Origin of the sequence: Halomonas sp. PA16-9 (assembly GCF_009728585.1) — a bacterium.
In the GTDB taxonomy this organism is placed as follows: Bacteria; Pseudomonadota; Gammaproteobacteria; order Pseudomonadales; family Halomonadaceae; genus Vreelandella; species Vreelandella titanicae.
Genome location: NZ_CP040451.1, coordinates 2,658,095 through 2,682,978, shown reverse-complemented (window position 1 = coordinate 2,682,978; position 24,884 = coordinate 2,658,095). Strand labels below are relative to the sequence as shown.

At 51.6% G+C, this 24,884-nt stretch carries 30 protein-coding genes and 1 pseudogene; 12 read left to right on the top strand and 19 right to left on the bottom strand.

The features are described 5' to 3' along the window. Positions 1-57: 57 nt before the first annotated feature. From FDY98_RS12430 to FDY98_RS12405, 7 genes and pseudogenes are all read left to right on the top strand, one after another. Positions 58-944 (top strand): annotated as a pseudogene (locus FDY98_RS12430) (branched-chain amino acid ABC transporter permease). Between the two features lie 83 nt (positions 945-1,027). Continuing rightward, positions 1,028-1,957, top strand: coding sequence for a branched-chain amino acid ABC transporter permease (locus FDY98_RS12425; RefSeq protein ID WP_231500692.1), 930 nt, complete (start codon positions 1,028-1,030; stop codon positions 1,955-1,957). A 57-nt stretch (positions 1,958-2,014) separates the two neighbouring features. Then, positions 2,015-3,754 carry an AMP-binding protein gene (locus FDY98_RS12420; protein WP_196518014.1) on the top strand — a complete coding sequence of 580 codons (1,740 nt, stop codon included), beginning with the start codon at positions 2,015-2,017 and terminating at the stop codon, positions 3,752-3,754. A gap of 14 nt (positions 3,755-3,768) precedes the next feature. Further along, positions 3,769-3,981: a hypothetical protein gene (locus FDY98_RS26230; protein ID WP_442907921.1), complete on the top strand. Its 213-nt coding sequence runs from the start codon at positions 3,769-3,771 to the stop codon at positions 3,979-3,981. A 48-nt stretch (positions 3,982-4,029) separates the two neighbouring features. Beyond that, positions 4,030-4,800 (top strand): 3-hydroxybutyrate dehydrogenase, encoded by a 771-nt coding sequence (locus tag FDY98_RS12415; RefSeq protein WP_027959497.1) that lies wholly within the window; start codon positions 4,030-4,032, stop codon positions 4,798-4,800. A gap of 33 nt (positions 4,801-4,833) precedes the next feature. Next, positions 4,834-5,286, top strand: coding sequence for an FAS1-like dehydratase domain-containing protein (locus tag FDY98_RS12410; protein ID WP_196518011.1), 453 nt, complete (start codon positions 4,834-4,836; stop codon positions 5,284-5,286). Positions 5,287-5,310: 24 nt separating this feature from the next. Then, entirely contained in the window at positions 5,311-5,712 is a 402-nt protein-coding gene (locus FDY98_RS12405) for a MaoC/PaaZ C-terminal domain-containing protein (protein ID WP_051430426.1), read from the top strand. Between the two features lie 141 nt (positions 5,713-5,853). Here the strand turns inward: FDY98_RS12405 and FDY98_RS28045 are convergent, their stop codons facing one another. Together FDY98_RS28045 and FDY98_RS12400 are read right to left on the bottom strand one after the other, a co-directional pair. Then, the gene (locus FDY98_RS28045; protein WP_340146542.1) at positions 5,854-6,114 is read right to left on the bottom strand and encodes a tyrosine-type recombinase/integrase; all 261 of its coding nucleotides are present in this window, start codon (positions 6,112-6,114) and stop codon (positions 5,854-5,856) included. Next, entirely contained in the window at positions 6,096-7,046 is a 951-nt protein-coding gene (locus FDY98_RS12400; protein WP_340146541.1) for a tyrosine-type recombinase/integrase, read from the bottom strand. Before FDY98_RS12400 ends, FDY98_RS28045 begins: the two co-directional genes overlap by 19 nt. Positions 7,047-7,800: 754 nt before the next feature. Here FDY98_RS12400 and FDY98_RS12395 point away from each other — a divergent pair. From FDY98_RS12395 to FDY98_RS12380, 3 genes are all read left to right on the top strand, one after another. Continuing rightward, complete coding sequence (locus FDY98_RS12395) at positions 7,801-8,211, top strand: hypothetical protein (protein ID WP_027965440.1); 411 nt, start codon at positions 7,801-7,803, stop codon at positions 8,209-8,211. A 715-nt stretch (positions 8,212-8,926) separates the two neighbouring features. After that, complete coding sequence (locus tag FDY98_RS12385) at positions 8,927-9,193, top strand: glycoside hydrolase family protein (RefSeq protein ID WP_231500681.1); 267 nt, start codon at positions 8,927-8,929, stop codon at positions 9,191-9,193. A 17-nt stretch (positions 9,194-9,210) separates the two neighbouring features. Beyond that, positions 9,211-9,366 carry a hypothetical protein gene (locus FDY98_RS12380; RefSeq protein WP_155705866.1) on the top strand — a complete coding sequence of 52 codons (156 nt, stop codon included), beginning with the start codon at positions 9,211-9,213 and terminating at the stop codon, positions 9,364-9,366. Positions 9,367-9,738: 372 nt separating this feature from the next. Here FDY98_RS12380 and FDY98_RS12375 read toward each other — a convergent pair whose 3' ends face one another. Further along, positions 9,739-10,080 (bottom strand): DUF5368 family protein, encoded by a 342-nt coding sequence (locus FDY98_RS12375; protein ID WP_027959492.1) that lies wholly within the window; start codon positions 10,078-10,080, stop codon positions 9,739-9,741. An 11-nt stretch (positions 10,081-10,091) separates the two neighbouring features. After that, positions 10,092-10,529, bottom strand: coding sequence for a hypothetical protein (locus FDY98_RS28040; RefSeq protein WP_231500680.1), 438 nt, complete (start codon positions 10,527-10,529; stop codon positions 10,092-10,094). 12 nt (positions 10,530-10,541) lie between these two features. Here FDY98_RS28040 and FDY98_RS28035 point away from each other — a divergent pair, with 12 nt between their 5' ends. Next, positions 10,542-10,772 (top strand): hypothetical protein, encoded by a 231-nt coding sequence (locus tag FDY98_RS28035; RefSeq protein ID WP_340146540.1) that lies wholly within the window; start codon positions 10,542-10,544, stop codon positions 10,770-10,772. On the opposite strand, the gene FDY98_RS28030 is transcribed toward FDY98_RS28035, so the two are convergent. The 11 genes from FDY98_RS28030 to FDY98_RS12335 all read right to left on the bottom strand — a co-directional run bounded on the left by FDY98_RS28030 (position 10,744) and on the right by FDY98_RS12335 (position 19,368). Then, positions 10,744-11,316: an FAD-dependent oxidoreductase gene (locus FDY98_RS28030; RefSeq protein WP_340146890.1), complete on the bottom strand. Its 573-nt coding sequence runs from the start codon at positions 11,314-11,316 to the stop codon at positions 10,744-10,746. The two genes, FDY98_RS28035 and FDY98_RS28030, sit on opposite strands and share 29 nt — an antisense overlap. A gap of 389 nt (positions 11,317-11,705) precedes the next feature. Next, a complete protein-coding gene (locus FDY98_RS28025; RefSeq protein ID WP_340146539.1) occupies positions 11,706-12,302 on the bottom strand; it encodes a molybdopterin dinucleotide binding domain-containing protein in 597 nt (198 codons plus the stop codon). Between the two features lie 8 nt (positions 12,303-12,310). After that, entirely contained in the window at positions 12,311-12,889 is a 579-nt protein-coding gene (locus FDY98_RS28020; RefSeq protein ID WP_340146538.1) for a hypothetical protein, read from the bottom strand. Between the two features lie 8 nt (positions 12,890-12,897). Further along, on the bottom strand, positions 12,898-14,799 hold the full coding sequence (locus tag FDY98_RS28015; protein ID WP_340146537.1) for a molybdopterin-dependent oxidoreductase: 1,902 nt from the start codon (positions 14,797-14,799) through the stop codon (positions 12,898-12,900). Next, on the bottom strand, positions 14,792-15,223 hold the full coding sequence (locus FDY98_RS28010) for a hypothetical protein (RefSeq protein WP_340146536.1): 432 nt from the start codon (positions 15,221-15,223) through the stop codon (positions 14,792-14,794). Before FDY98_RS28010 ends, FDY98_RS28015 begins: the two co-directional genes overlap by 8 nt. Then, positions 15,202-16,020 carry an NrfD/PsrC family molybdoenzyme membrane anchor subunit gene (nrfD, locus tag FDY98_RS12360; RefSeq protein ID WP_340146535.1) on the bottom strand — a complete coding sequence of 273 codons (819 nt, stop codon included), beginning with the start codon at positions 16,018-16,020 and terminating at the stop codon, positions 15,202-15,204. The genes FDY98_RS28010 and nrfD overlap by 22 nt, the downstream gene beginning before the upstream one ends. Further along, on the bottom strand, positions 16,004-16,780 hold the full coding sequence (dsrO, locus tag FDY98_RS12355; RefSeq protein WP_027959489.1) for a sulfate reduction electron transfer complex DsrMKJOP subunit DsrO: 777 nt from the start codon (positions 16,778-16,780) through the stop codon (positions 16,004-16,006). Before dsrO ends, nrfD begins: the two co-directional genes overlap by 17 nt. 291 nt (positions 16,781-17,071) lie before the next feature. After that, positions 17,072-17,170, bottom strand: a complete 99-nt coding sequence (locus tag FDY98_RS29515; RefSeq protein WP_442905324.1) for a YgaP family membrane protein — start codon at positions 17,168-17,170, stop codon at positions 17,072-17,074. A gap of 118 nt (positions 17,171-17,288) precedes the next feature. After that, positions 17,289-17,777: a hypothetical protein gene (locus tag FDY98_RS12345; protein WP_035537460.1), complete on the bottom strand. Its 489-nt coding sequence runs from the start codon at positions 17,775-17,777 to the stop codon at positions 17,289-17,291. Positions 17,778-17,850: 73 nt separating this feature from the next. Then, positions 17,851-18,297 (bottom strand): rhodanese-like domain-containing protein, encoded by a 447-nt coding sequence (locus FDY98_RS12340; RefSeq protein ID WP_340146534.1) that lies wholly within the window; start codon positions 18,295-18,297, stop codon positions 17,851-17,853. Positions 18,298-18,963: 666 nt separating this feature from the next. Further along, entirely contained in the window at positions 18,964-19,368 is a 405-nt protein-coding gene (locus tag FDY98_RS12335) for an Lrp/AsnC family transcriptional regulator (RefSeq protein WP_340146533.1), read from the bottom strand. A gap of 291 nt (positions 19,369-19,659) precedes the next feature. Here FDY98_RS12335 and FDY98_RS12330 point away from each other — a divergent pair, with 291 nt between their 5' ends. Next, entirely contained in the window at positions 19,660-20,121 is a 462-nt protein-coding gene (locus FDY98_RS12330; RefSeq protein ID WP_340146532.1) for a LysE family translocator, read from the top strand. Between the two features lie 105 nt (positions 20,122-20,226). Here FDY98_RS12330 and FDY98_RS12325 read toward each other — a convergent pair whose 3' ends face one another. From FDY98_RS12325 to FDY98_RS12310, 4 genes are read right to left on the bottom strand one after another with little or no spacing between them, the layout of a single operon-like run. After that, positions 20,227-21,693: a dihydrolipoyl dehydrogenase gene (locus FDY98_RS12325; RefSeq protein ID WP_027959485.1), complete on the bottom strand. Its 1,467-nt coding sequence runs from the start codon at positions 21,691-21,693 to the stop codon at positions 20,227-20,229. Further along, positions 21,669-23,450 (bottom strand): SulP family inorganic anion transporter, encoded by a 1,782-nt coding sequence (locus FDY98_RS12320; protein ID WP_022523403.1) that lies wholly within the window; start codon positions 23,448-23,450, stop codon positions 21,669-21,671. Before FDY98_RS12320 ends, FDY98_RS12325 begins: the two co-directional genes overlap by 25 nt. A 53-nt stretch (positions 23,451-23,503) precedes the next feature. Then, on the bottom strand, positions 23,504-23,932 hold the full coding sequence (locus FDY98_RS12315) for a TIGR01244 family sulfur transferase (RefSeq protein WP_035537345.1): 429 nt from the start codon (positions 23,930-23,932) through the stop codon (positions 23,504-23,506). A 45-nt stretch (positions 23,933-23,977) separates the two neighbouring features. Then, positions 23,978-24,793, bottom strand: coding sequence for an MBL fold metallo-hydrolase (locus FDY98_RS12310; protein ID WP_340146531.1), 816 nt, complete (start codon positions 24,791-24,793; stop codon positions 23,978-23,980). Positions 24,794-24,884: the final 91 nt, after the last annotated feature.

Genomic DNA, 24,884 nt, shown 5'->3' with positions numbered 1-24,884 from the left:
AACGGAAATGGTGGCGGCTTAGGCATAGGCCGTCGCCACTGACGGGAGGTTGATACCATGACGATGATATTCGGGGTGCCGCTGGCGGTGTTCATGGGCCAGTTGATGCTGGGCCTAATCAATGGCGCCTTTTACGCTCTGCTGAGCTTGGGGTTGGCAGTGATCTTTGGCCTGCTGAAGATTGTCAATTTTGCCCACGGAGCCATGTACATGCTGGGCGCTTTTGCGACCTTGCTGGGCTTGCAATACCTAGGGCTCAATTATTGGGCGGCCCTGCTACTGGTACCACTGATTGTGGGTGGTCTGGGCATGTTGATTGAGCGGTTTTTATTGCGCCGTATTGCCCATCTTGACCATCTTTATGGACTGCTGCTCACCTTCGGCCTGGCGTTGATCTTTGAGGGGGTACTGCTAAATTTTTTGGTGTCTCTGGATCTAGCTATCCCACACCAGCGGCCCTGCAAGGCGGTCTCAATTTAGGCTTTATGTTCTTACCCACCTATCGCGCCTGGGTGCTAGTGGCTGCCATTGTCGTCTGCCTATTCACTTGGTTCATGATTGAGCGTACTCGCCTCGGGGCGTATCTGCGCGCTGGCACCGAGAACTCGGCGTTGATGCAAGCCTTTGGGGTTAACGTGCCCCAAATGATCACTCTCACCTATGGCTTTGGTGTGGCGCTTGCCGCCTTCGCCGGGGTGCTGGCCGCGCCGCTCTACCCAGTGTCGCCCATAATGGGCGCTAATTTACTAATCGTTGTCTTCGCTGTAGTCGTCATCGGCGGTATGGGCTCGATCCTTGGCGCGGTGATTACTGGCCTAGCCATGGGCTTGATCGAGGGTCTCACCAAGGTGTACTACCCCGAAGCTGCCAATACGGTGATCTTCTTAGTGATGATCCTAGTGCTGCTAATTCGTCCCGTCGGCCTGTTCGGCAAAGAGGCATGACCATGACAAATATAAACATTAACCATACCAACGATGACAATAATGCTCTTACCCCCAGCATGAAATTTCACCAGCGCGCCAAGATGCGACGCAATGCACTTTACTTAGCACTGATTGCCATTGGGTTCGTCGCACCTTTCGTGGCCTATCCGGTGTTCTTAATGAAGATATTGTGCTTCGCGCTGTTTGCCTGCGCATTTAACCTGCTGCTCGGCTATGCAGGTCTGCTTTCCTTTGGCCATGCAGCCTTTCTTTCGACCGGTGGCTATGTCACCGGTTATATGCTGGCAAGCTACCCGGGCCTTACCCCAGAGTTAGGCATTCTGGCAGGCACTATTGCGGCATTAGCCATAGGCGCGATATTTGGCGCAATTGCGATTCGTCGTCAAGGAATCTATTTTGCGATGATTACCCTGGCGCTATCCCAACTGGTTTATTTCATCTTCCTGCAGTCGCCTTTCACTGGAGGTGAGGATGGCCTGCATGGAGTTCCGCGCGGCGAGCTGTTTGGCTTCATTAGCCTGAGTAGCAATTTGGCGATGTATTACTTTGTATTCGCCATCTTCTTAATCGGTTTTGCCATCATACAGCGCACTGTTCACTCCCCCTATGGGCAAGTACTAAAGGCGATTCGAGAAAATGAGCCGCGCGCGGTATCACTGGGCTATAACGTTGATGCTTACAAACTGCTTGCCTTTGTACTGTCAGCTGGGCTTGCCGGGCTAGCGGGTTCCACCAAGACGCTGGTGTTCCAACTCGCTTCATTAACCGACGCGCACTGGCACATGTCCGGCGAGATAATCCTGATGACACTATTAGGCGGGGTGGGAACTCTATTCGGCCCAGTGGTAGGTGCCGGAATTGTTGTCAGCTTGCAGACCCAGTTGGCGCAATCCCCCTTGGGCAATTGGGTGAGCGTTATTCTCGGCATAATTTTCGTGCTCTGCGTAATGAGTTTCCGCAGCGGTATTGTCGGTGAGATCCAGAAGCTGGTGAAGAAAAACTTCAAGTAGCCGCGTATATCGGCCGGTTTCGGTGAGCTCGATTTGATGAAGCAGGAGAACAATACAATGACCAAACAAGCTATTTGGACACCCGATAATGCTTATTGCAAGGCGACGCGCCTGCAGCAGTGGTTAGACGAGCTGGGAGTCAAAAGTTATGACGAATTCCTGAGCAGGAGCGTTGGTGATATTGCCTGGTTCTGGGGAGAGCTAGAGCGAAAGATGAAAGTTGAGTGGCGGAAGCCGTACGCCTCGGTCATTGATAATCCAGCAGAGATCATACATCCAAACTGGTTTCCAGAAGGGCGCCTTAACATTATCGATACGCTTCTCGAACGCTGGGCGGACAGTGCCGAACACGCCTCAAAAGAGGCGCTTATTGCCCAATCCGAAGATGGCAGTGAGGTACGTTATACCTATGCCGAATTAGCTCAGGAGGTAGGGCGCTGTGCCGAGATGCTGCGCGGACTGGGTGTAAGCCGTGGTGATGTGGTTTCCCTTTATTTGCCGATGATTCCCCAGGCGATTATCTGCATGTTGGCATCAATTCGCCTCGGTGCCATCTATGCACCTGCATTTTCAGGTTATAACGCCGATGCTTTGGCGGTGCGCTTGAAGGATTCAGGCTCACATATTTTGATAACAGCTGATGGTTACTACCGCCGTGGCCGATTCATCGACATGAAGTCCAAGGCCAATGAGGCCATTGCGGAAGGAAGCTCTGTCGAGACGCTCATCGTCATCAATAATGCCAATTCAGACATATCCCTACTGGCAGATCATGAGCATGACTGGACATCGTTAATGGCTTCCACCGCAACGAGCGAAGCGCGAGCGCCAGCTTGTGAAATGGCTAGTGACGATCCTTTGCTGCTTATTTATACCTCGGGAACATCAGGCAAGCCCAAGGGAGTGGTGCATACCCATGGGGGAATACCACTCAAGGCGGCGTTAGATTTAGGGATCTGTATGGATCTCGGCGAGGATGACACCCTCTTTTGGATCACCGACATGGGCTGGCTGACGGCACCCGTAGCTGTTTTTGGTACCTTTATGAACGGTGCCACCCTGGCTATCTATGATGGAGCACCCAATTACCCGGAAGATGGTCGGCTGTGGAAGCTGGTCGAGCACTTCGACGCGACCCATGTGGGCATCTCGCCAACCTTTACCCGCAGCTTGATGAAGAGTGACATTCAACCCACGCGGCTCGGGGAGCGTGTTCGCCTTTTCCTATCGACCGGCGAACCTTGGGATGATGAAAGCTGGCACTGGCTCTTCGAGACGGTTGGTAAGCACCGCGTGCCCATCATTAATTATGCCGGGGGCACTGAGATTGGCGGTGGCATTCTGGTTAATGTGCTGCTCAGACCGATCGCTGAATCCTGCTTCAACAGCCCAATGCCAGGTATGGACATCGCTGTCGTGAATCTTGATGGGGAACGCGTCGTTGATGAGCTAGGTGAGCTGGTGATCAACAAGCCATGGGTCGGCATGACACGAAGCTTCTGGAATGATGATATCAAGTATCAAAACGAGTACTTTTCCCGATGGCCGGGGCGCTGGGTACACGGTGACATGGCGATTGCGTATCCCGACGGCATGCTGGAGATTCGAGGCCGCTCTGACGACACCATGAATGTTGCCGGTAAACGAGTAGGCCCAGCTGAAATCGAGGGTGCTGTACTGGCTTCTCCGGCCGTGGCGGAAGCCGCGGTAATCGGTGTGGCGGATGTAATGAAAGGCGAGGTGCCGCTGTGCTTTGTAGTATTAAAGCCGGAAGCCGAGAAAGAGGTATTGAGCTGATTCTCAAGACCCTGGTGGGCGATAAGCTGGGTAAGGCATTTGCCCCTCGCGACGTGTTTGTGGTGGACGAATTGCCCAAAACCAAGAATGGAAAGCTCTTACGACGTGTAGTTCGCAACGCTTTCATCGGAAAAGAAGTGGGCGATCTTTCCGCATTAGAAAGCTATGCGGCGGTGGATAATATCACCCGCCTTCGTGAGCTCAATGAGATCTCAGGGAAAACCTAATAGCCGAGTGAATCCCAATTCCGTGATTTAGGTGAAAGAGGAAAGGTAATGGGTAACAGAAACAACGGTGAGCGAATCGTCGTAATTACCGGTGGGGCTAGGGGTATCGGTATGGGGATTGCCAAGGCGTTCAGTGATAACGGCGATCAGGTGATGATCTTCGACCTGGATAAGGAAGCCGGAGACGCCACGGCAAGCAAGCTTGGAAATGCTTTTGCCTACATGGTTGATATCACCTGTGAAGAGTCTGTAGTGGCTGCGCTGACTAGTGTGAGCCAGCAACACGGTGTTGTTGATGTCCTGGTCAACAACGCTGGGATACAGTTCATAAGTCCGGTGGAAGAATTTCCCTATGATCAGTGGCAGAAATTGCTGGGCGTGATGCTTTCGGGACCATTTTTAATGACCAAGCATGTGGTCGAGGGGATGAAGCAGCAAGGCTGGGGACGCATTATCAATATTTCCTCGGTGCACGGCATGACTGCGTCACCCTATAAGTCAGCATATATAGCAGCCAAGCACGGCGTGATTGGATTAACACGAGCAGTCGCCTGTGAGACTGCAAGTCAGAGGGTGACTGCTAATGCCATACTCCCAGGGGCAGTGGAAACCGAGCTTTTGCGTAACCAGCTTGGCAAGATAGCTGAAGAAGAGGGGATCTCAATAGAACAAGCTTTGAAGCAACATATACTCTCTAAGCAACCTATTGATCGCTTAATTGATGTTGGAGAAGTCGCAGGACTGGCCCTTTACCTAGCATCAGAAGGAGCCGGCGGAGTTACAGGTGAAGCAATTCGTGTAGCGGGTGGGTGGCGTTGATTATCCCGCAGCTTAATCGTGAGGCGGATGGCTATGATGCGATTTAACAAGCGGTGGTTGGCATTGGAAGGACACAATTTTCCTGTTTTTAAGGCAAAAATTGAGCGCGATCGTGTGTTCCGCTATCTCGACTTCCTGGGGCACAAAGATGAGCGGTGGCGGGGGAGTGTTTGTGAAGATATCGGGTCTGCCTTGCCCACGTTTCCTTTTTCGCTAGAGATGGAGGCTGGCGTTGTTGTTGCCATGGCGAGCCTTCTGCAGGTCGAGGCGAGCTGCTTGCTTCATGGGGAGCAGGCCTTCACTTACCACAGCACATTATGCTGTGGCGATCTTGTTACGGTGAGATCCGTGCTAAGAGATGTGACCTGGAAGCCGGGCAGCCAAGTCTGTTTTTTCGGGAAGGAAAGCCACTTTCTTGTTGAGGAGCGTTTAGCGGTTAGTATTCGAACCGTCTACGCGATCAAGGCCTCCGAGACGAATGTTTGATGCTTTGATGGAGTGGGCGCTGGTATGGAGAGTGAAAAACGATTGAATACAGCATGGTTGCGCGAGATGCATAAAGGAGAGCTTGAGACCTATGCAACGCTGTCTGGGGACTTGAATTCCATACATTTAGACCATGCGCAGGCTGTGAAAGCTGGTCACCCTGGGATCATTTGTCATGGAATGCTCTCCATGACCGACATCGGTAACTGGTTGATTTATGAAATGAAAGGGTGGCGGTTGGTAGCTTATTCATGTCGATTCGTTGCTCCGATGAACGTCGGCACTCAACTAAAGGTATCTGGTGTTTTCACGGAGCAGATCACCATCAAGGGAATTCAAGTCGCTATCAAAATCGTCGCAGAAGACTCCGAAGGTGAAGTCAAAGTTACGGGGCGTGCAGTGTTCCAGAAGCTGTCAACTAAATAAAACTAGTAAGTCCGGCCCTTGTTAACATAACTTAATTGTAATGCCAAGTTTTTTTAAAAAAAATCATGCAATGGCTTAAGCAGAGCTCGCTGATTTTAGGGTGCATGAATTTCAAGCATTCTAGTGTGAGTTTCCATTTATTTAGATCGGTATTTTCTTGATGAAATTTGCCCAGTCTTGCATCATCGCCCGTCGTTTTTCGAAGAGATCACCACGCCGATAGGCAGCTTCAACTTTGTTTTCGATAGTGTGAGCAAGCGCCATTTCTGCTACGTCCCTAGGGTAACTGGAAACCTCGCCAGACCAGTCTCGGAAGCTAGAGCGAAAACCATGGGGGACGAAGTTACCCCGCTTGCCACCCACACCATATTCCATGCCTCGCATCAACTGAAGCATCGCCATATTGGAGAGTGGTCGCTTATGCCGGCGCCAGGGAAGATAAATTGATTACCCTGAACCTGGGGGAGACTAGAAAGTAGCTCTACTGCTTGGGTGGATAGAGGCACCCTGTGCTCCCGTCGTGCTTTCATCCTTTCGGCAGGAACCGTCCATGTCGCCTTAGCTAGATCAATCTCATGCCATTCTGCATTAAGTACTTCAGATGTTCTCGTAGCCGTGAGGATTAGAAATTGCAAAGCTTTAGATGAGATGCTGGTAAGCCTCTGCATCTCGGCGATAAATGAACTGACTTCATCGTAAGGCATAGCTGGGAGATGAGAAATCTCTTTAACACGTGAAGGTTTGGGTAGCAGCTTATCCAAGTGTCCACGCCATCTAGCAGGGTTGGCTTCATCGCGATATTTGTGAGCTGAAGCAAAGTCCAGCACATTCTCAATTCGGCCTTGAACGCGCTTAGCGGTCTCTGTTTTGGTCTTCCAAATTGGCTCAAGTATGGTTAGTAGATGATGAGTATCGACTTCATCAACTGGCATTTTACCAATAACCGGCCTTGCATAAGTTTTTAATGTGCTAACCCATTGCCGAGCATGCTTTGCATTGCGCCAACTGTGGCGATGAGACTTGATGTAACGAGCAGCGCAACTTGTAAATGTAGGCGTAGAATATTGCTGCTTTTCAAGGTCCCGGGCATTGATAGGGTCAACACCGTCCTTTGCCAGCTTTCTAAAGTTCTCTGCTTTGCGACGGGCATCAGCCAAGCCTGTATCAGGGAAGCTACCAAGCCCCATTTCTCGGCGCTTACCTTTGAAGGTAAACCTAAGCACCCATTTCTTTGCTCCGCCTTCCGAAACCACTAGGCGTAAACCACCACCATCTTCATGTTTGCCAGGCCCTGCAGTAGCTGCTTTGCGTGGGCTAAGTTTGTGAATTGCCATGGCTCACCTCGCCAAAATTTTTGGGGTAGTCCCCCAAGTAGTCCCCCATAAGTTATGGATCACCATAGACTTTGATGGACATAATAGCAATTCAAGCTCATGATTTTATTGGTTGTTGTGGTTATTTTGAGACGTTCTTGGAAAGTAAAATAACGGACTGTCCCTCCGCCACCTCGATACTAAAGCCCCTGATTCGTCAGGGGCTTTTCGTTTCTAGGCTCTGCGTTTCCTCCCAATCAAGCCTTCCACTAAACTCATCGGTCTTTCACTGTGTTCAGAATGTGTCTGGAAATGTTCGACCACCTCTGCCGGAGTACTACGCATCGAGCGATTGTCTAGCCGTTTAACCGCTCGCGGCGGGGTGTCAGGTGCGCATAGCGCTCTGTCATGTTACTGGTAGATCAGCAAATGATTCATGAGGGAGTGAAGCTACCAGGAGAGGGAAAGCCAACTGCCCCGCAACTTGAGACTCTCCGATACTTGTGCATGGCGGCTCTGTACCACCATAGTGAGGTGACTTGGCCGTATTCGCGCAAGGGTTTGCACTCGCCTAATGCGGTACGTAAGTGGTTTAATGAATACTTAGATGCTGAGAGCGATGTGCAGTTTTGGACAAAGAGGGATAGAGCTACTTGGGGGCGAGTTTGGGGGACAAGCATTGTTACTGTTCAATCAGTGAGAGCAATTAGCGCTGTTTTCACTATCTAAGCTAGTTAATATTGCAGCTTAATAATTTTTTTGATGAGGACTGCATGTGCCTGATAACGATTGGAGAGAAGCGGTATTAAAATCTACTGGGGTTTTTGAGGAGCATGAAACAGATTTAGCTTTAATGAAATTGCTAGTGCTCGAGAATAAGCCAGAATATTTTTACCGATATAGGTCAGGGCGCGACTATGATTTGAATGCATTGAAAGATGGATACGAATATTTGTCATATCCCAATGATTATAACGATCCTTTTGATGCTCGCATTTTTATAAATAAAGAGGTCGCTATAATTCCTGCTCTGAATAAATATTTTAATGAAAAGATGAAGCCAGAGTTTAGGCAAATAGTTAAATATTTAACTGGTCATGATAAGCTCGATATATTTGGTGGCCGTGCTGATAGACAGCTTTTGAAAAAGCAAGAAATAAATTTGGTTCTAGAATATCTTCATTAAAAAAAGCCTGTGATGATTTTTCTAAAGAATGTGAGGTTCTAGCAAATAAGCTTGAGGAGATTTTAGATAAAGATATAAGAGGTTTAGCTTTGATATGCTCTTTTACGACAGAGAAAAATAATTATCTAATGTGGGCGCACTATTCTAATTCTAATAAAGGATACTGCCTTGAATATAACTTTCCTGGCCCTGCAATTGACAGGGGCTTAGTTCTTCCAGTTTCCTATCGTCATAGTCCAGTTGATGTAACGAATTTTGTAAGAAAATCGGGTGCTGGCAACAGAGGTGTTTTAGTTCGGGCCGCAATGGGTAGTGCTTTAGTGAAAGGAAGCTCGTGGAAATATGAGGATGAATGGCGTTATGTGTGCTTTGCAGAAAGAGGTAATCGAGAGTTAAAGGGTCTTAAGCTAAATAGGGTGCTACTTGGTTGCAACGCTAGTGATGAACTCAACATAAAGTCATAGAGATATGTCGAGAGAGAGGGGTTGAAGTAGTCAAGCAGAAACGATCACCAAATTCTTTTGACCTGATCGAAGGCGAACGGTTGCTTTAGTTGTTGAAAGCTGCATCAATTCGTACCAAGCTGATTCTGCTAGATGATTACGCCGACCGCCCGCGCCAAAGCGTGAAAGTACGTAAAGGCCTGCACTCAACAGCAGCAGGCCGGTATCAGTAGCTAAACCGCTTTTGGCCTTATTACCGTGACCAGCTTGGCTTGCCTGATTTCGGGCCAATCAGCCAAGACCGGGGTGCCATTCAGCAAATCCGAGAACAGTGCGCCTTGCCCCTCATTCAAGCGGTCGAGATTGCCGAGGCTATTCATCGGTGCCGGAATATCTGGACGTCGCTGCCAGGTGCAGGCTACGGCCAACATGAGCATTCATTAGAGCGCCTGCCGCTGGAGTTCAAGTGCGCCCCAGGTGAGCTGTGTGCTAACGACCAAACCTGGTACGAGCGCGCCAAGTTACGAAGGGCGGCGTAATGCCCCAGGAGCGCGACGTGAAACCATCCGTATTCGAGCGGCATATGCAGACAGGAATCCAAGTGCTGCTGGTGGCACTGATCATTTGGGCGGGTACCGAGCTTGTGAAGCTGGGCCAGCAATTGGTTGTTCTTGAGGAGCGACTGACAACCCCCATGCATGGAAAGCATTAGACGGGTTCGGGATTTGAATTCGCTAGCAGTATTTCTTGATTCCTGAGTCCATAGAATAATAACTGCAGTAATACGGTAGAGATAGATACTATATCGTCAAGACGGTGATGAACTGAAAGCTTAAAAAGGGAGGTATATTGTTCTTTGCGAGTCGAGATATCTCTGTAAAAAGGCAATCAATTCATCGCTGTACTGTGCCAGGCTTGGTGTTAAGTCGTGCCCATGGCACTATGTGTAACACGGCATTAGTAGAAGGAAGAGTGATGGCGTATTGTCTCATCATGAGGCGCGAAGGTACGGTGCATCACTATATATGAGCCGTTTGACTGGGGTTAGCAAACGCTAATCTTTCACGTGCTGTCATTGGTAAGGTCATTCCTTGTCCTGAAAGCTAATCAAATAGCTCAAAGGATGCAGTATGATAAATGCAATAACACTCGTGGCAGCGGCAGCACCTATCAGCGCTATCCAGTCAAATACTGTTGCTACATAGCCAAGCGTCGAGTGAGTGAGCCAAGGAACCCAGAGTATTGCTGTTAGCCCGATTAATAGGGCTAATAGGTTGGTGAGACGGCTACGGTGGTGAGTGATCTTATAGCCGCGTAGATAAGTGAGCAGGTGCAGGGCGATAATAACGATTAATCCCATTATGAGCAGCCACTTAAAGGGTGCTAAGGCGTACATCAATATGGTCAGCATACCATCAATGGACATGTCAGCTCTCCTTATGCTTTGCCTTCAAGCACAGCATAGTAAGCGGGTTGAAGCATGCGGTCTTTCATTACCCATACGGCCCAGGACTCTTCAGTGGGATCAATGAAAGGGAATGAAGGCATAAATGCGAAGTTATCGGCGTAACCAAACTCTACCAGCATGGCCTTGCCTATGCCGGTAATCATGGGGCACGAGGTATAACCGCTATGGCTTGCAGGAAGCGCATTCCCTTGCATCACGGCAAGTAGGTTCCCTTCGACTACCGGTGCTTGCGCTTTAACGCTGGCGGCTGTTTTATTAATTGGGGCACCAATCACATCGCCAATCCCAAATACCTCGGGGTAACGGTTGTGCTGCAGCGTGTGGATATCAACATCTAACCACTCGCCCCTAAACGGGCCGTCTTGTGCGATGAGAGCACTCTGTTTGACAAAATCATGGGCACTCATGGGAGGCACGACATGAAGAAAGTCGTAGTCTGCGATGACTGTTGGCTAGTCATCGCGTCTGAATTCAGCTTCTCGAAGTTGGTGGTGGGATGTGAACTCGCTTTCAGGCCCTACAAAAGCAAATTCAGCCTGTTTGGCTTGAGGGTCAATGGCGGAGAGTCGATAGTGGTGACGTCGGTTAACGCCTTGGCTATCAAAGCGCTGTTTAACGAACTCATCGACCCAGGGTTGAGAGAAAACTAGCGCCGGGAGCCATATAGTCCACATCAAAAGCGTCACGTCGCCCGGTGTCTTCTAAACGACTTAGTGTTGTGAATGTCATTTTTAGCGGTGCCCCGGCGCACTTTACGGGTGTTGGGGCCGCGGTAAATATTCCTCTTCCATGACCGCTCTGGAGCCACGTTTGAATTGCTTGGTTAGTGCGTGATGCTCCCTCGATACCTGCATACACACTGCCAATCCCGTGCTGCCCAACCAACACTGGTGTCATACCTTCGATCAAGTGGTAATTGAGCTGAATGCCGGAGGCCACAATTAAGAAATCGTATTCCAGCGTTTCGCCACCGACGAGAGTTATACGCTTGCTGTCAGCATCAATGCTGTCTGCGTAGTCACGCAACCATTTGACTCCTCGTGGAAGAAACTGTGCATTAAGGCGCATTGTTTTTTCTGCAGCCCATATCCCAGAAGCTACCATTGTCCAGCCCGGTTGGTAGTGGTGAGTTTCGCGAGGTTCCACGAGTGTGATAGTTCCTCCCTGTAGGCGTCTGGCGAGTCGGTTCACCATTGCCATGCTGCTGCACCGCCACCAACAATCACGATATGTGCTTATGTTCGCAGAGTGCTAGCAGATAACCCGCTGAACGGTAGTAAGCTACCTACACTCAGCCCAGAGCCAACTTTCAATAACTCTCTTCGTGTCAATAACGGTGATTTTTGCATGGAAGACTCCTTCAGCGCGTGCTGATATATTTCTTTTGGGAATATCCTTATTCAATTATGTGATTTTTGCGTAAGAAAGCTATAAACATTTTGTCTTACTTAACAGAAATGCCCTTTATAAACAGTCAGAAGTAGATTTTGAAAATGTATCAATGAGCTTCATCACTCATTCGGTAGGAAGCTCTGCAGCAATTCCCACCGAATGATCCATCAGCTCTGAAAAACGATTATCAGCTAAACTCGACTAACCCTTACCGGCAAACCCTGGCGCACGCTGGCCCCGCTGATGGGCTCAAGCCAAGTGCCATCCACGTTCCTCGTGGGGTCTTTAAAGCCTAGATCGTTGATATTGATACCCGCGCGCATCCAAGGCATATCCGGTTGAGATTCACCGTCGATAATATGTGGTGTTGCGCCTAAATCCCGGTGGCCATAGCCGTGCTCAATGCCCAAGGCACCAGGTATTACGCTTTCACTGACTAGCGCCAACCCGACCACGCTTCCGCCAGGGCTTTCTATGCGAATGGTATCGCCGTGCTGGATACCAAAGCGCTCTGCGTCTTGGCGGTGCATCTGTATCGGGTTGTAAGTCTTGATCATACGCAGCCGCTCACTGCCGATAGCGTAAGAGTTCATCAGGTTGGATTTGAACGAGAACGCCAACAGCGGCCACTCTTGCTCCGAAAACACCTCGAGCATGGGTTGCTTGTTCGCCATCTGAGGTAGCTTATGGCAGGGGACGCCGCTATTGGGCAGGCCATTAGTGGTATCAATGCTGGTGCCGACTGATTCGTTGTAAACACATAGCGTTTGCTTCCACTGGTATTTCAATTTTTCACCTATGAAGTGCTCGCTGGCATCTTCAAAGCGTCCACCCCGGCATAGAGATAGGCTACTCGAGCGCGTTCATCAGTTTTTAGCGTTCGTGCGATTTTAGGCACCAGTGGGGCAATGCCTCCATGGGCAACATCAGCATCGTCGGCTTCTGGCAAGGGTTCTTCTTGAAAAGCGATATTGGCCGCGGCCCGCAGATAATAATCCTCTGCGCGATTGAGCGGGTGCAGATTGCCCTGGGCATCGGGAATTGCGTTGTCGCCAAAGCCGGGCAGGCCAAGCCGTTTGGCCACAGCGATAAAAAAGCTGTCCATAGACACCGGTTCGCCCTCAGCGGTTTTTTGCTGGCGCGGCTCCACCACGGGCCAGCAGGCGGTGGTCAGCTTGCCCAGGGTGCCTTTCCACGCGCCCGTAAAGCCCCACACCTCATACATCACAGAATCAGGGACGATGTAGTCGGCGTAGCGGTTGGTTTCATTGATAAAGCCATCCACGGCAACAAAGAGTCCCAGCCGTTTGGGGTCTTTCAGCTTATCGACAATGACGCCTTTTAGGCCAGCCTGACCATAAATCGGGTTAGCCATACAGCCAATCACCGCTTTGATGGGTAAGGATAGCTATCTAGTGCCGAGGGTAGGTGCTCTGTGAGCGTCGGCGGCGCCAACGAGCGCCACGGCGCTCTAGCCGGGTAAGGGTTTTCGCCTGCGGCGACTTTGCGCTGATACTCGGAAGACTTTTCGTAGGGGAAGCGCGAGCGGGATAGAAATACCCCCTGCGGCGCGCGCTTACCAGGAAAGTTGGCTAAATCGTAGCGTGGGCCCTCGCCGGTACCGCTGTAAGTGCCGCCGCCCACGGCGCTGCCACCCTTCATGTTGTAGTTGCCCGCCAGTAGGTTCAGCATTTGCACGCTAAACGCGGCGTAGAAACCGTTACCCGACATCATGCCGCCGTGACAGTTAACAGCGGCTTTTCTGCCATGGCTGGCATAGCGGCTGGCCAATTCAATAATCGTCGCCTTTGGAATGCCACAATGTTCTGCGTAGGTATCTAGGTCGTACTCGTGGGCAGATTCGCTTAGCAACGTCAGACTGCTTTTGACGGTCACGGTGGTGCCATCGGCAAGCTCAACCGGACGTTCGGCTAAGAGCTCGGCGGTCATCACCTCTTCGCTTAGCGCGAGTTCGCCATTGGCCACTACCACCGGCGAGTCAGCATCGCTACCCGCTTCCGCTAGGCCCAGGTCGCTGGCGCGAAGAAAATAACCTCTGCGCGGGTGTTCATAAGTGTCAATTACCAAATGAGTGGCGTTGGAGTGGGTGGTTTCGCCCGCTGCATCGGCGGCGGCTTTGCCGGGCAGGGCTAGGAAGTCGCTAGCATAGCCCTGGTTGTCAAGTAGCCACTGAATGATTGCCATGGCAAAAGCGCTGTCTGTCCCAGGACGAATAGGCACCCAGCGGTTGTTGTCAGCTGCGTGGGAGGTGGCAGCATTGAGCGCTGGGTCGACCACCACGTAATCCAATGTACCGGCTGCACGGGCTTGGGCAATCAAGCGGCCTTGGCGCTTAAACGGGTTGCCCGCTTGGCTGGGCGCACAGCCGATATACATGATGAAACGTGCGTTTTGGATATCTGGCTTAACGTGGGCGTTGGTGACGATATTGTTCATCACCGCGCCAGATCCCATGCGGAAAGCCAACCCGCAGTAAGCGCCATGGTGACCATAATTGCGGGTAGCAAAGGCATTGAGGGTAAAGCGCTTGAGTAGATCTGAGCGCCCGTAGTCAGTGGCTTCCATCACCATTAATTGGTTGGCCTTGGGGCCATATTCAGGATTGTCAGGGTCGATCAGTGTGTCGTGATCGCGAATATCGCGCAGTCCATCAACGTGGCCTTCGCTAAACAGGTCGCCGCCTTCGCAGATTTCTTCAATGAGTTTCTCAAAGGAGATTTTCTGCCATTGACGGCTGCCACGTTTGCCTACTCGTTTTAAACAGTGGTCGACACGGAAAGGGTTGGTAATTTGGCTCATCATGGCATTGCCACGGGCGCAGGCGGTGGAGCGGTTTATCTGGCCCTGTCCGCCATAGGCGCTAACACTGCGCAGTGCATCCGCCACCGGTGTACGCATGGGTAAATGGTCGTCGGCGGACAGCGGGTGGTAGGGATTGCCTGATACCCGCAGTACTTCGCCAAGGGTGTCATCGACCCTTACTCTCACGCCGCATCGGGTCGTACAACCGTAGCAAATAGTGAAGGCGACCCGCTGGTCGGGGGTCAAAGTGAGTTCGCCAGTGTCTAAATCGACTCGGTATTCTGGGGTCAGCGAGTTGCCATGAATATTGTGTCTGGGTTTTTCACCCGCGCTACCAGTAATGCCCTTAGCCATTTTTGCCAATGGGTCGGCATAGCCCACGGCAAAGGTGGCTGCACCACCAGCGGTGGCAGCGCCTTTTAGAAAACGGCGGCGTGACGGATCTTGAGTAGACTTAGGCATGACTAGACGCTCCTTTTTTCGCGGTGAGAGAATGAGTAGAAGCATCTTGGGTAGCGTGAGTGGGCGTTGCTATAAGGCCACCCTGTTGGGCCTGCCGCCAGGGAATAAACAGTTCAATCAGTAGAATAGCGGCGAGCCAGAGGCCGAAGGTGCCAACAATGCCTAAAATACCGGAAGAGCCCGCGGGAATGCCGTAGTGATGAAAGCCTGCGCTGTTGCGGGCCACATGCTGAACATCCATCAGCACTACCCAGCGGAACATCCAGCCCATGTGTATGGCTACGAGGCCTAGCAACCATGCCCAGGCAAACAGTGCTGGCTGGCTAGAGGTTAGGACAACGCGCGCGTGCTTCTGGCGCAGGGTAGGGCGAGTCAGTAAAAACAACACGGCGGCAAATAGCGCTAAGCCAGTAATCCCTCCCATAGGGCGGTATTGCGCCACGAGTCGCTATGGCTCACGGATTCCAATGCGGCGGCAACTGAGCCTACGTGTGCATTCACGCCATCCAAAAACCAGCTAATCGCAATCAAGCCTGCTAGCGCACAGGTCACTAGCAGCACATACAGCATCTGTCGTATAGCGGTTTGCGAGCAAAGCCTACTAACCCGGTTCAGCACTAATACCAGCCCGGAGGCAGCGATAAACCCGGTGGTCGCTAGCATAGGCGGTAGCCATACGGTGTTCCAAAGCGGGCGGGCTTTTACAATTGCCAGCTCCGCACCGGTGTAAAGCATAATGCCGCTGGAAAGCCCCAGTGCAGCCAGACCTACCACGGCGACCAGTGCTCGTGGCGTTATGCCACTGCCCAGTGAAAGCCAAGTAGCTATCATGCCGCTGAGTCCTGGTGTGCTGCGCTGCGCCTGCAGCGCGGGTCGCCATGCCAGCCAAGCAAGGCCAAGCACGCTAACCAAATAAAGCGGCAGAACAACGCTGCCAATCGACATCCACGAGTGGCTATTGGCGTAAGCGTAGAAGTGCCAGAACCGCAGCGGCTGGTGCAAATCCGCGAGTAGCGCAACGGGCGCGACCAGCGTAGTGCTAACGCAAGCGATTAGCGCCAGACGCGCGGTAGGCAGCCAGGTTTTTTTGCCGAGTACCAGTGCTGGGGCGGCTAGCCACAGGCTGGCGTAGGAAACCGCAATCATAAAAAAGTACTGCACCGCCCACGGGTACCAGGCGATGTCATAGCGCGGTGCCAGTAGCTCAATGGTGGAATTCATAGCCCATCTCCTGACCGTGGGGATCGAGTACTTCGAGCGCGACGGGTTCTGCCGTAGGACGCGTGGTGAAGCGCTCATCCATGCCTAGGTAGAACACCTGAGGAAGGGTGTGTTTTTCGGGTTGTAGCACCATCAATGCATCGCGATGTTCGTGAATCATGCGGCTGATTTGGCTTTGAGGATCGCGCATATCTCCAATCACGCGGGCACCACCTACGCAACTCTCAACGCAAGCGGGCAATAGACCGGCTTCTAGACGATGGGCACAGAAGGTGCACTTGTCGGCGGTTTGAGTGCGTTGGTTAATAAAGCGAGCATCGTAGGGGCAGGCGTTAACGCAATAGGCACATCCCACACAGCGGTCACTATCGACCACCACAATGCCATCCTGTTGCTGGTAAGTGGCTTCTACGGGGCAGACCGGGACGCAGGGCGGGTTTTCACAGTGGTTACACAGCCGGGGCAGCATAAAGGTGGCTAGCTCGCCGCTTTCCTGGTGCTGTACTTCATACTGGGAAACCGTGGTGCGGAATTGGCCCAGCGGTGCAGCGTTTTCGATATGACACGACACCGTACAGGCCTGGCAGCCAATGCACTGGCGTAAATCGACAAGCATGCCGTAGCGTTTAGTGGGATCGCCTTCACGGCGGGCAGGTTGCTGATTGATGTCAGCTTGGACAAGGCTTGAAAACGGTATCAGCGCAGCGCCGGCGCTTAAACGTGCCATTTGACCCAAGAGCGAACGGCGTATTGCGTCCATAGCGCCTCCTTGGCGAATTAAACGGCATTCGCATGGGCGAATGGTCGGAATACGCTTAGGATACGCCTTTGGTTAAAGGCAAAAATTGATACGTGTCAATGGGTTAGGGTATATCTCTTAATGCTCCCTTAATGTTAAATGGCTAAGTGTTTGTTCTGTATGCGGAGTTTCATTTAGCATTAAACAATTGAATGGCGACACGGGTAATTTTTAGCGCACATATATAAAAAAGCGCTTGCTCTAATAAACATGGCAAGCGCTATTTCTATGGTCTTGTTTGCTTAATAGGCACTATTTAGTTTTGCAGGTATTGAAGCCTATTAATCTATAAGCTGGGCAGAAGTTAAATAGCCCGGTGGCTAGCGGCAATGCGCCGATCCAGCCCCACACCCCGATAGTGCCTGTTAGGGCCAGTACGATCAGTCAATCCCAATCAGGATGCGTAAGATTTTATCGATACCACCGACATTGCGACTCATAATTGACTCCTTAATTTCAATTTGGGTACTCAAAAACTGTAAACAGGAATGGACGGATCGCGCATCATTTCCGCGATGGGGCCAGGTGCCGCCACACCCACGCCTTCAAGAAGGTCGTCTTCTTCGTTTTCGCTGTTGGGCAGGTAAATGGCACACACATCCACGGTGGCGCCATTATCTAAAAGCATATTAAGCATGCCTTCCGGTTTGACTTGGCCTGCGGGGTTGCTCGGTGGTGTGTTGATAGCGTCAGCACTTGCGTATCCCCCGACGGCCAAATCACCAGCAGCATCACAAAGCAGTATATGCAGGTGGCTGCCTTGTTGCTGCATGGCGTTGGATAGAATCATGGCCATGCTTTGGGTCTGCAGTGAATCGCTAGTAAGGATAACTAAGGCCTGATCTTCAGCTCCGTTGCTACCATGGCTGTCAGCCATTGAGAAACTAGAGAAACCGATAGCAGCAGTAGCAGCTGCCAGTACCAAGATCGTATTGCTGGTCTTATGTGTTGTAGTCATGCGGCCACCTCGTTGGGTTTGATCAATATCTTGGCCCTGCTGGTTATCAAGCAGTGGCCCATTTATCTGAATCTTAGTGGGCAGGGCGCCATGCCACATCAGGGTTAATGTCATAGCTCCATGGAAGGCCCGAGTTGCGCCAACCATCCTGCGCTCTTACGCCCTGGGAATTACCCTCCTTGAGCTTTTCACCCTCGAAACCGTCGGTCATGGAATAGACTTCGCTGTATCCCATCTCGGCGATCACATCGGCAGCGGGAGCGCTGCGGGTGGCACCGGAGCGACACATGACAATGATCGGATCTTCTTTGTTTACGCCTAGAGCGTCTATTTTTGCTCTTACTTGCTCTTCGAAGTCAGCATTTTTGACCATTGGCCAAGTCTTCGCTTCTTCATCGAAATTATCGCGCTCGGCTAGCACCCAGGGCACATGGATATCGGTGGGCTCGGCGAAGCCAGTAAACTTGATCTCAATGGGGTCGCGTACGTCGATGAGTACAGCACGACCGTTATCTTGCATGAGGTTATGAGCCTCAATGGCCGTGGCATAGAGACCTAATGTTTGTTTCCCGGTAGGCCTCGACTTCGTCTGCAATAGAGAGTGTGGCTCCTAAGGCCATCGTGATTCCGATGACGGTAGCCATTGGCACTAAAAAACTTTTCATAACTATTTCCTCTAACGTAATAACTTAAATATCATCGTTTAAGGATAGCCCTCTTTCTGCTTAAAAACACGAGGCATATGGCCGCAGCTTGATCCATATCAAGTCCATATGATTTTTCGTGGTCGTAAAATGACGTCACTATGAGGGAGTCTTTTTCTCAATGACCAGGACAAGCATTGCCCCATTGCCTAGGCCCCCGAGAAAACAGTTAGGCTTGGTGGATTCAGAAGGAGAAAACTTAAAAACAAGATGACAACTCGGATATCTTAAGGCGTTACTGGCTCACAGTACCCAAATCAAGCGCCGCTGTAGGCTGACTTTATGCGGCTACTGGTGAGGGGAATAGCCAGGCTTTGGCTAATCACCTTTTTCATATGGGTATTCGTGGGTTTAGCGTTAAATTGCATCAAACGAGCGCGCCACTATCAATAAGTTTCACAACTAGGTCTTATTGTTGTTAGCTAATGGTAAGGTGCCATACTCTTTCACGGGCTGGATAGCAAAGTTACTGCGAATATCACTCACCCAGGTAGGCGAAGCAGTGTCCCCGTTAGAAACGCCTCATAAGCCGCCAAACTAGGTACCACCACCTGCAGTAAAAAATCAGACTCCCCAGAGACTAAGTGCGCAGTGACGACTTCTGGCAGATTGACTACTGCCTCACGGAAGGCATTAGCCTGCTCTTCATGGTGACGTTCAACCTTGATACCCACAAACACCGTTAGCTCAAGCCCGACCCCTCGCCGATCAAGCTCAGCATGGTAACCACGGATAATACCGCTAGCTTCTAAGCGTCGCACTCGGCGTAAACAGGGAGATGGCGACAAGTTTACTTTCTCCGCGAGCTCCACATTCGTTAAACGGGCATCACCTTGGAGCAATGCAAGAATGCGGCGGTCGATAGCGTCTAACTGACCAATTGGCATGAGTGATTATTTTCCTGTTAAAAATTGACACAAAATACCAATAAATATCATTTTTAAAGTCAAAATGGCAAGAAAACGCTCATCTCTTTAAAGGTACCATAGCGCTTGCGAAGACACTATTTGTGACCTTAAGGAAGCAGCGATGGAAATTGGTCTTTTTATTAGTGCATTAGCCATTGTTTACCTAATTCCTGGTCCCGATATGTTGCTTGTGTTGCATACCAGTAGCTCTCAGGGCGTGGTCATGGGCTAGCCACAGCGCTAGGGCTAGGCATAGCCCGAGGGCTGCATGTGACATTAGCAGGGTTGGGTCTAGCGGCGCTATTTACCGCCGCCCCGTGGCTATTTGATGTGGTTCGTTACTTGGGCGCAGCTTACCTGGTTTGGGTAGGTGTGCAACTTATCCGTAGTCGGCATAGCTCTGATAGTAATCATCACCAAGCATCACTCAAAGGCAGCTATTATCTAGCTTGGCGTCGAGGGCTTCTAACTAATTTGCTGAACCCGAAATCGCTGCTTTTTTGTTCGGTGTTACTGCCCCAATTTATACATACCCAGCAAGGTGCCGTCGCACTTCAGTTCACTTTACTGGGGGCGGTGCTAGTGGGGGTGGGGCTGCTCTATGATGTGCTATATGCTTGCCTGGGAGCGCAGATGCAACGCTGGTTTGCCAGCCAGCAGAAACGGCAAATATTTCAGCGATGGGTGTTTGGAACGCTGCTTATTGGCTTTGCGCTGCGGTTAGCCGCTTAAAATTGCTATCCTAGTGTAATAAAGCCCCGCAAGCAGACGCAGGACTTGGCCGCCAAGATGAATGAGGCTGATTAGGGAGGGAGGTTAGTTATTTTAGTCATTTCCTTAATCGCCTGGGCCACACTCCATACAGTGCTCAGTAATGGCAGGCCCTTGTTGGAGATTTGCCTGTAAATCGCGCAACCCTGACCTTAAACCCTCTTCAAGTACCGGATGGTAAAAGGGCATAGCGAGCATCTGGCTGACGGTTAGCTTTTGCTCCAGTGCCCAGGCAAGCAAATGGGCTATGTGCTCAACCTGGGGCCCGAATAGCTCCGCGCCTAAAAACTGTCCGCTGCCGTGCTCCGCATATAGCTCGAAATAACCTTTATGTTCCCCCATGACCAGTGCACGGCCTTGATCAGCAAAGGAAACTCCGCCTTCAGCTATGCAGCCGCAGCCGCCATAACGAGTGTCTAACGTAGCGCGACTCTCACCCACAATTGCCATCTGGGGTTCGGTAAATACAATCGCCAGGGGGACGTTACGCTGACCCACTTGCACATCATCCAAATGAGCGGCATTTCGTCCTGCGATTTTGCCTTCTGTGATGGCTTCGTGCAGTAGCGGTACCGACTGATTTGCATCACCTGCGATAAAAATATGGCTTGGTGTGTTTTGTGTACTTAGGCATTGCAAAGTAAAGCGATTAAATTCAGGTACGCCGTGTTTATTCAGCTTGAGTCCGGCCTGCTCGATGGCTAGCTGATCCACGTTGGGCCGACGCCCTGTTGCGGCCAGGACATACTTGAATGTTTCGGTGAGTTTTTGCCCCCGGTCACGTTCGAAAAACGTAATGGCAACGGCGTTATCGGTATGTTCAATCTTGTCGAGATTGGCATCAGGATCCAGATACAGCTCGCGATTGAATGTCTCGTCCGCCAGTTGCCGGAGTTTTTCAGATTGAAAAGGCCCAATCGCACCCCCCACGCCAAACGTACGAGTTCTCACACCTAATCGGCTAAGCGCTTGACCAAGCTCCATGCCAATAACGCCAGGACCGATCACAGCGACTGATGCAGGCAACGTTTCCCAGTTGAACACGTCATCATTAATGATTAACCGATCGCCAGCGCCTTCCAGCAGCTTTGGCCATGTGGGCCGCGAACCCGTGGCAATGATGATGGCCTCGGCGGTAAGCCGGGTATGCTCATCTATGACCAATGTATGTGGATCAATAAAACGCGCGTGGCCACTCAGCAGGTTGGATTCAGGAATCGTTTTCATCGATTTCAGTACATTACTGACGAAGCGATCGCGCTCATGTTTGACTCTTGCCATAACAGCTTCGCCATCGATCACTACCTGATTGGCAGTGACACCAAACATCTCCGCTTTGCGCGCATTGTGTGCTGCATTGGCAGCGGCGATAAGTAGCTTAGAGGGCATGCAACCCACTCGGGCGCAGGTCGTGCCATAGGTTCCTGCTTCTATTAGTACTACCTCGTCGGTATGCTTGCGTGCAGCGTGCCACGCGCTAAGGCCAGCGCTACCTGCACCAATAATGGCTATCTTGGCGTGTCGCTGTTGCATGACGTTGTCTCCTCTCGTTGTGTTGGCAAGAGTGGTGAGTTGGCTTCGGCGGGATGGGCCAGTGCCTGCCAAGCATCAAAAGTCGTAAAAAACACCTGCCCGGTTAGCTCGCGACAGAAGTCAGTGTGTTGTAACCGATCCATCACTGGCCCTTTTACTTCCGCTAGGTGCAGCTTGGCACCTGAATCGTTTAGTCGCGCGTTGATCGCCTCTAGGCTTTCGAGCGCAGACGCATCAATCACGTTAACTGCTTGGCAAGTCAGCACAATATGCTTAAGCGAGGGTGAGCGGGCGGCCAAGGCCATGACGGTGTCTTCCAAATAACGGGCATTGGCGAAGTATAGGCTTTCATCGATGCGCAGCATCGCAACGTTCTCATCGGTTTCGACCTGATGGCGCTTGACGTTACGAAAGTGCTCGGTGCCCGGCACGCGGCCAATCACCGCGCTGTGGGGCTGGCTGGTACGGTATAGATGCAGCCCAAGCGAGAGCACTACGCCGCTTATAATGCCTAGCTCCACGCTGTGCAGCAGAGTGAGCAGTAGGGTGGCCACCATGGCCAAGCCATCGCTACGGGAGTATTGCCAAGTACGTTTCACCGCCGGTAGGTCAATCAGCGTGCCGACCGCCACAATAATGGTAGCTGCCAGGGTCGCTGTGGGTAAGAATGCCAGTAGGTCGGTTAGCAGTAGTGTGGAAAGCATAATGCCCAGCGCCGTGAATGCTCCGGCCAGCGGTGTTGCCGCGCCTGCTTCAAAGTTGACTACCGAGCGGGAAAAACCGCCAGACACCGGCGAGCCGCCGCTGATACCAGCGCCCAGATTAGCCATGCCTAGTGCCATTAACTCTTGATTAGGATCTATACGCTGGCGGCGCTTGGCAGCCAGTGTTTGCGCCACCGATACCGATTCCACAAAGCCCACCAGGCTAATCAGCAGTGCTGCGGGTAATAGGCTAAGCCACAGCGATTGATCCAGGTTGGGCAGTGCAAGGGCAGGTAGACCGCTGGGTACCGCACCAACTAGTGCTACTCCACGCTGCTCTAGGTTTAGCCCCCAGGCCAGAAATGTGGTGACAATCACCGCCGAGATCGGAGCGGCTTTCACGATGAGTCCGGCAATGCTGGCAGAAACGCCGATAGCCGTCAGCCACGTATTTAACCGCTTGCGGCACATTAGCAGAAAGCTCCACACTCCTAGTCCGATCAGCAGTGTCGTTATATTGACCTGCTGCCACTGGCTCAGTAGCGCCCCTATAAGGTCAATGACGTTATGGCCAGATGCTTCTACGCCGAGTATATGTCTAAGCTGGCTAATCGCAATCAATATGCCCGAAGCCGTTATAAATCCCGAAATTACCGGATGGCTCAAGAAATTAACTAAAAAACCCAGCCGCAGCACACCCATGGCGATCAATATCAGACCTGAAAGCGCCGCCAACACCAACGCTGCCCCAATGTATTCCGGGCTGCCAGGGGAAGCAAAATTACTCAGCGCCGAAGCGGTCATTAGTGCCGCTACGGCGACAGGCCCCACCGCTAAGCTAGCGCTGGTACCAAAAATGGCATACAGAACCAGTGGCAGCATGCTGGCATAGAGGCCCATTTCCGGCGGTAGCCCCGCCAAAAGAGCGTAGGCCAGCGCCTGCGGCACCAGCATTAGCGTAACAATTATCGCAGCCAGAGCATCCCGAGAGAGTAGCTTCCGGTTATAGCTGCGTAGCCAGCCGAACAGTGGCACCCAACGCTCAATGCTCATGTGACGTACTCGCCTGCTGATATAGCGTAATCACGACTAATGTCGTCGCACTGTTAGGTTTGTTGATCTTCGAGCCCTTGTCGGTGCTCTTCCAAATCGAAGCCTGCTGCTTTTGCAGCGTCAAATAGTTCAGCCAGGTCGCACTGCTCCGTTTGACGCTTAGCGTAGGCCCATAGATGGGTAGCCCGCTTACCGGTGCGGCAGAAAGCCAAAATAGGCCGGGGAAGTTGCTGTAACGCCTCAGCAAAGGCGGCAATATCCGCTTGGCTATAATCACCGGGTGTGACAGGAATGTGCACCCACTGAAGGCCAATGTCTGCTGCTTTTCGACGGTAGGCGTCTTCACCCGTAAACTCAGCGCTTTCTCCAGGCTTGCAGTTACAAATAACCGTCTTGAAGCCTTTTGCTTTTACTTGCTCAAGCTCTTCTACCGTGAGCGCCGAGGTAATCTCGACATCGGTCTCTAAAGGGTGCGTTTGCATGGTCATGCTCCTTCTATCGTAGAGGTTCTGAAAATTAGTGGCTTATTAATCCCAAGCGGCGTCTTCCAGGGCATCCAGAGGGATTTTTAGGTAGCGCTTACCATTAGCTTCAGGCTCCGGCAGTCTTCCACCACGCGTGTTGACCTGTAGGGCGTGCAAAATCAGTTTGGGCATGGGCAATTCACTATCGCGCTTGTGGCGTAGAGAGAGGTAACCCGTTCCACTCATGTTGACTAAGTGTGGGTTATGTTTACGCTGCTCAGCGACCGTGCTTTCCCACTGGGGCTCGCGGTCATCGGGCATATAGTCGTGCCCGGTAAACAGCCGGGTGTTAGCGGGCAGCGATAGAATCTGTTGAATGGAGTGCCACAGTTCTTTGGCATCTCCACCGGGGAAATCCGCCCGAGCGGTACCAAAGTCTGGCTGGAATAGAGTGTCGTGCACGAAGGCCGTATCGCCAATCACATAGGTAATCGAGGCCAGCGTATGGCCGGGCGAGTAAAGTACGCGAGCATTAAGTTCACCGATGTTAAAGGTGGCGCCTTCACTAAACAGTGTGTCCCACTGGCTGCCATCGGTAGGCATTTCTGGCCAGTGATAGATCTCCTTCCAAAGTGTCTGCACTTTGGTGACATGCTGCCCAATAGCCGTGGGAGCACCTGTTTTTTCTTTCAAATAGTGTGCTGCAGAGAAGTGGTCGGCGTGTGGGTGGGTATCGAGAATCCACACCACCGACAGCCCCTCTTTTTCGATATAGGTCAGCAGTTCATCGGCGCAGTGGGTCGCGGTTGCGCCGGACTTTTCGTCAAAATCCAATACGGGGTCGATAATCGCACACTGCTTGGTAGCGGGGTCGCTCACCACGTACTGGATGCTAAAGGTACGTGGGTCAAAAAACCGGCGACATCGGGCTTGCCTGTTCCAGTGTGCTTTGAAAGCTTAAAGGTATTCA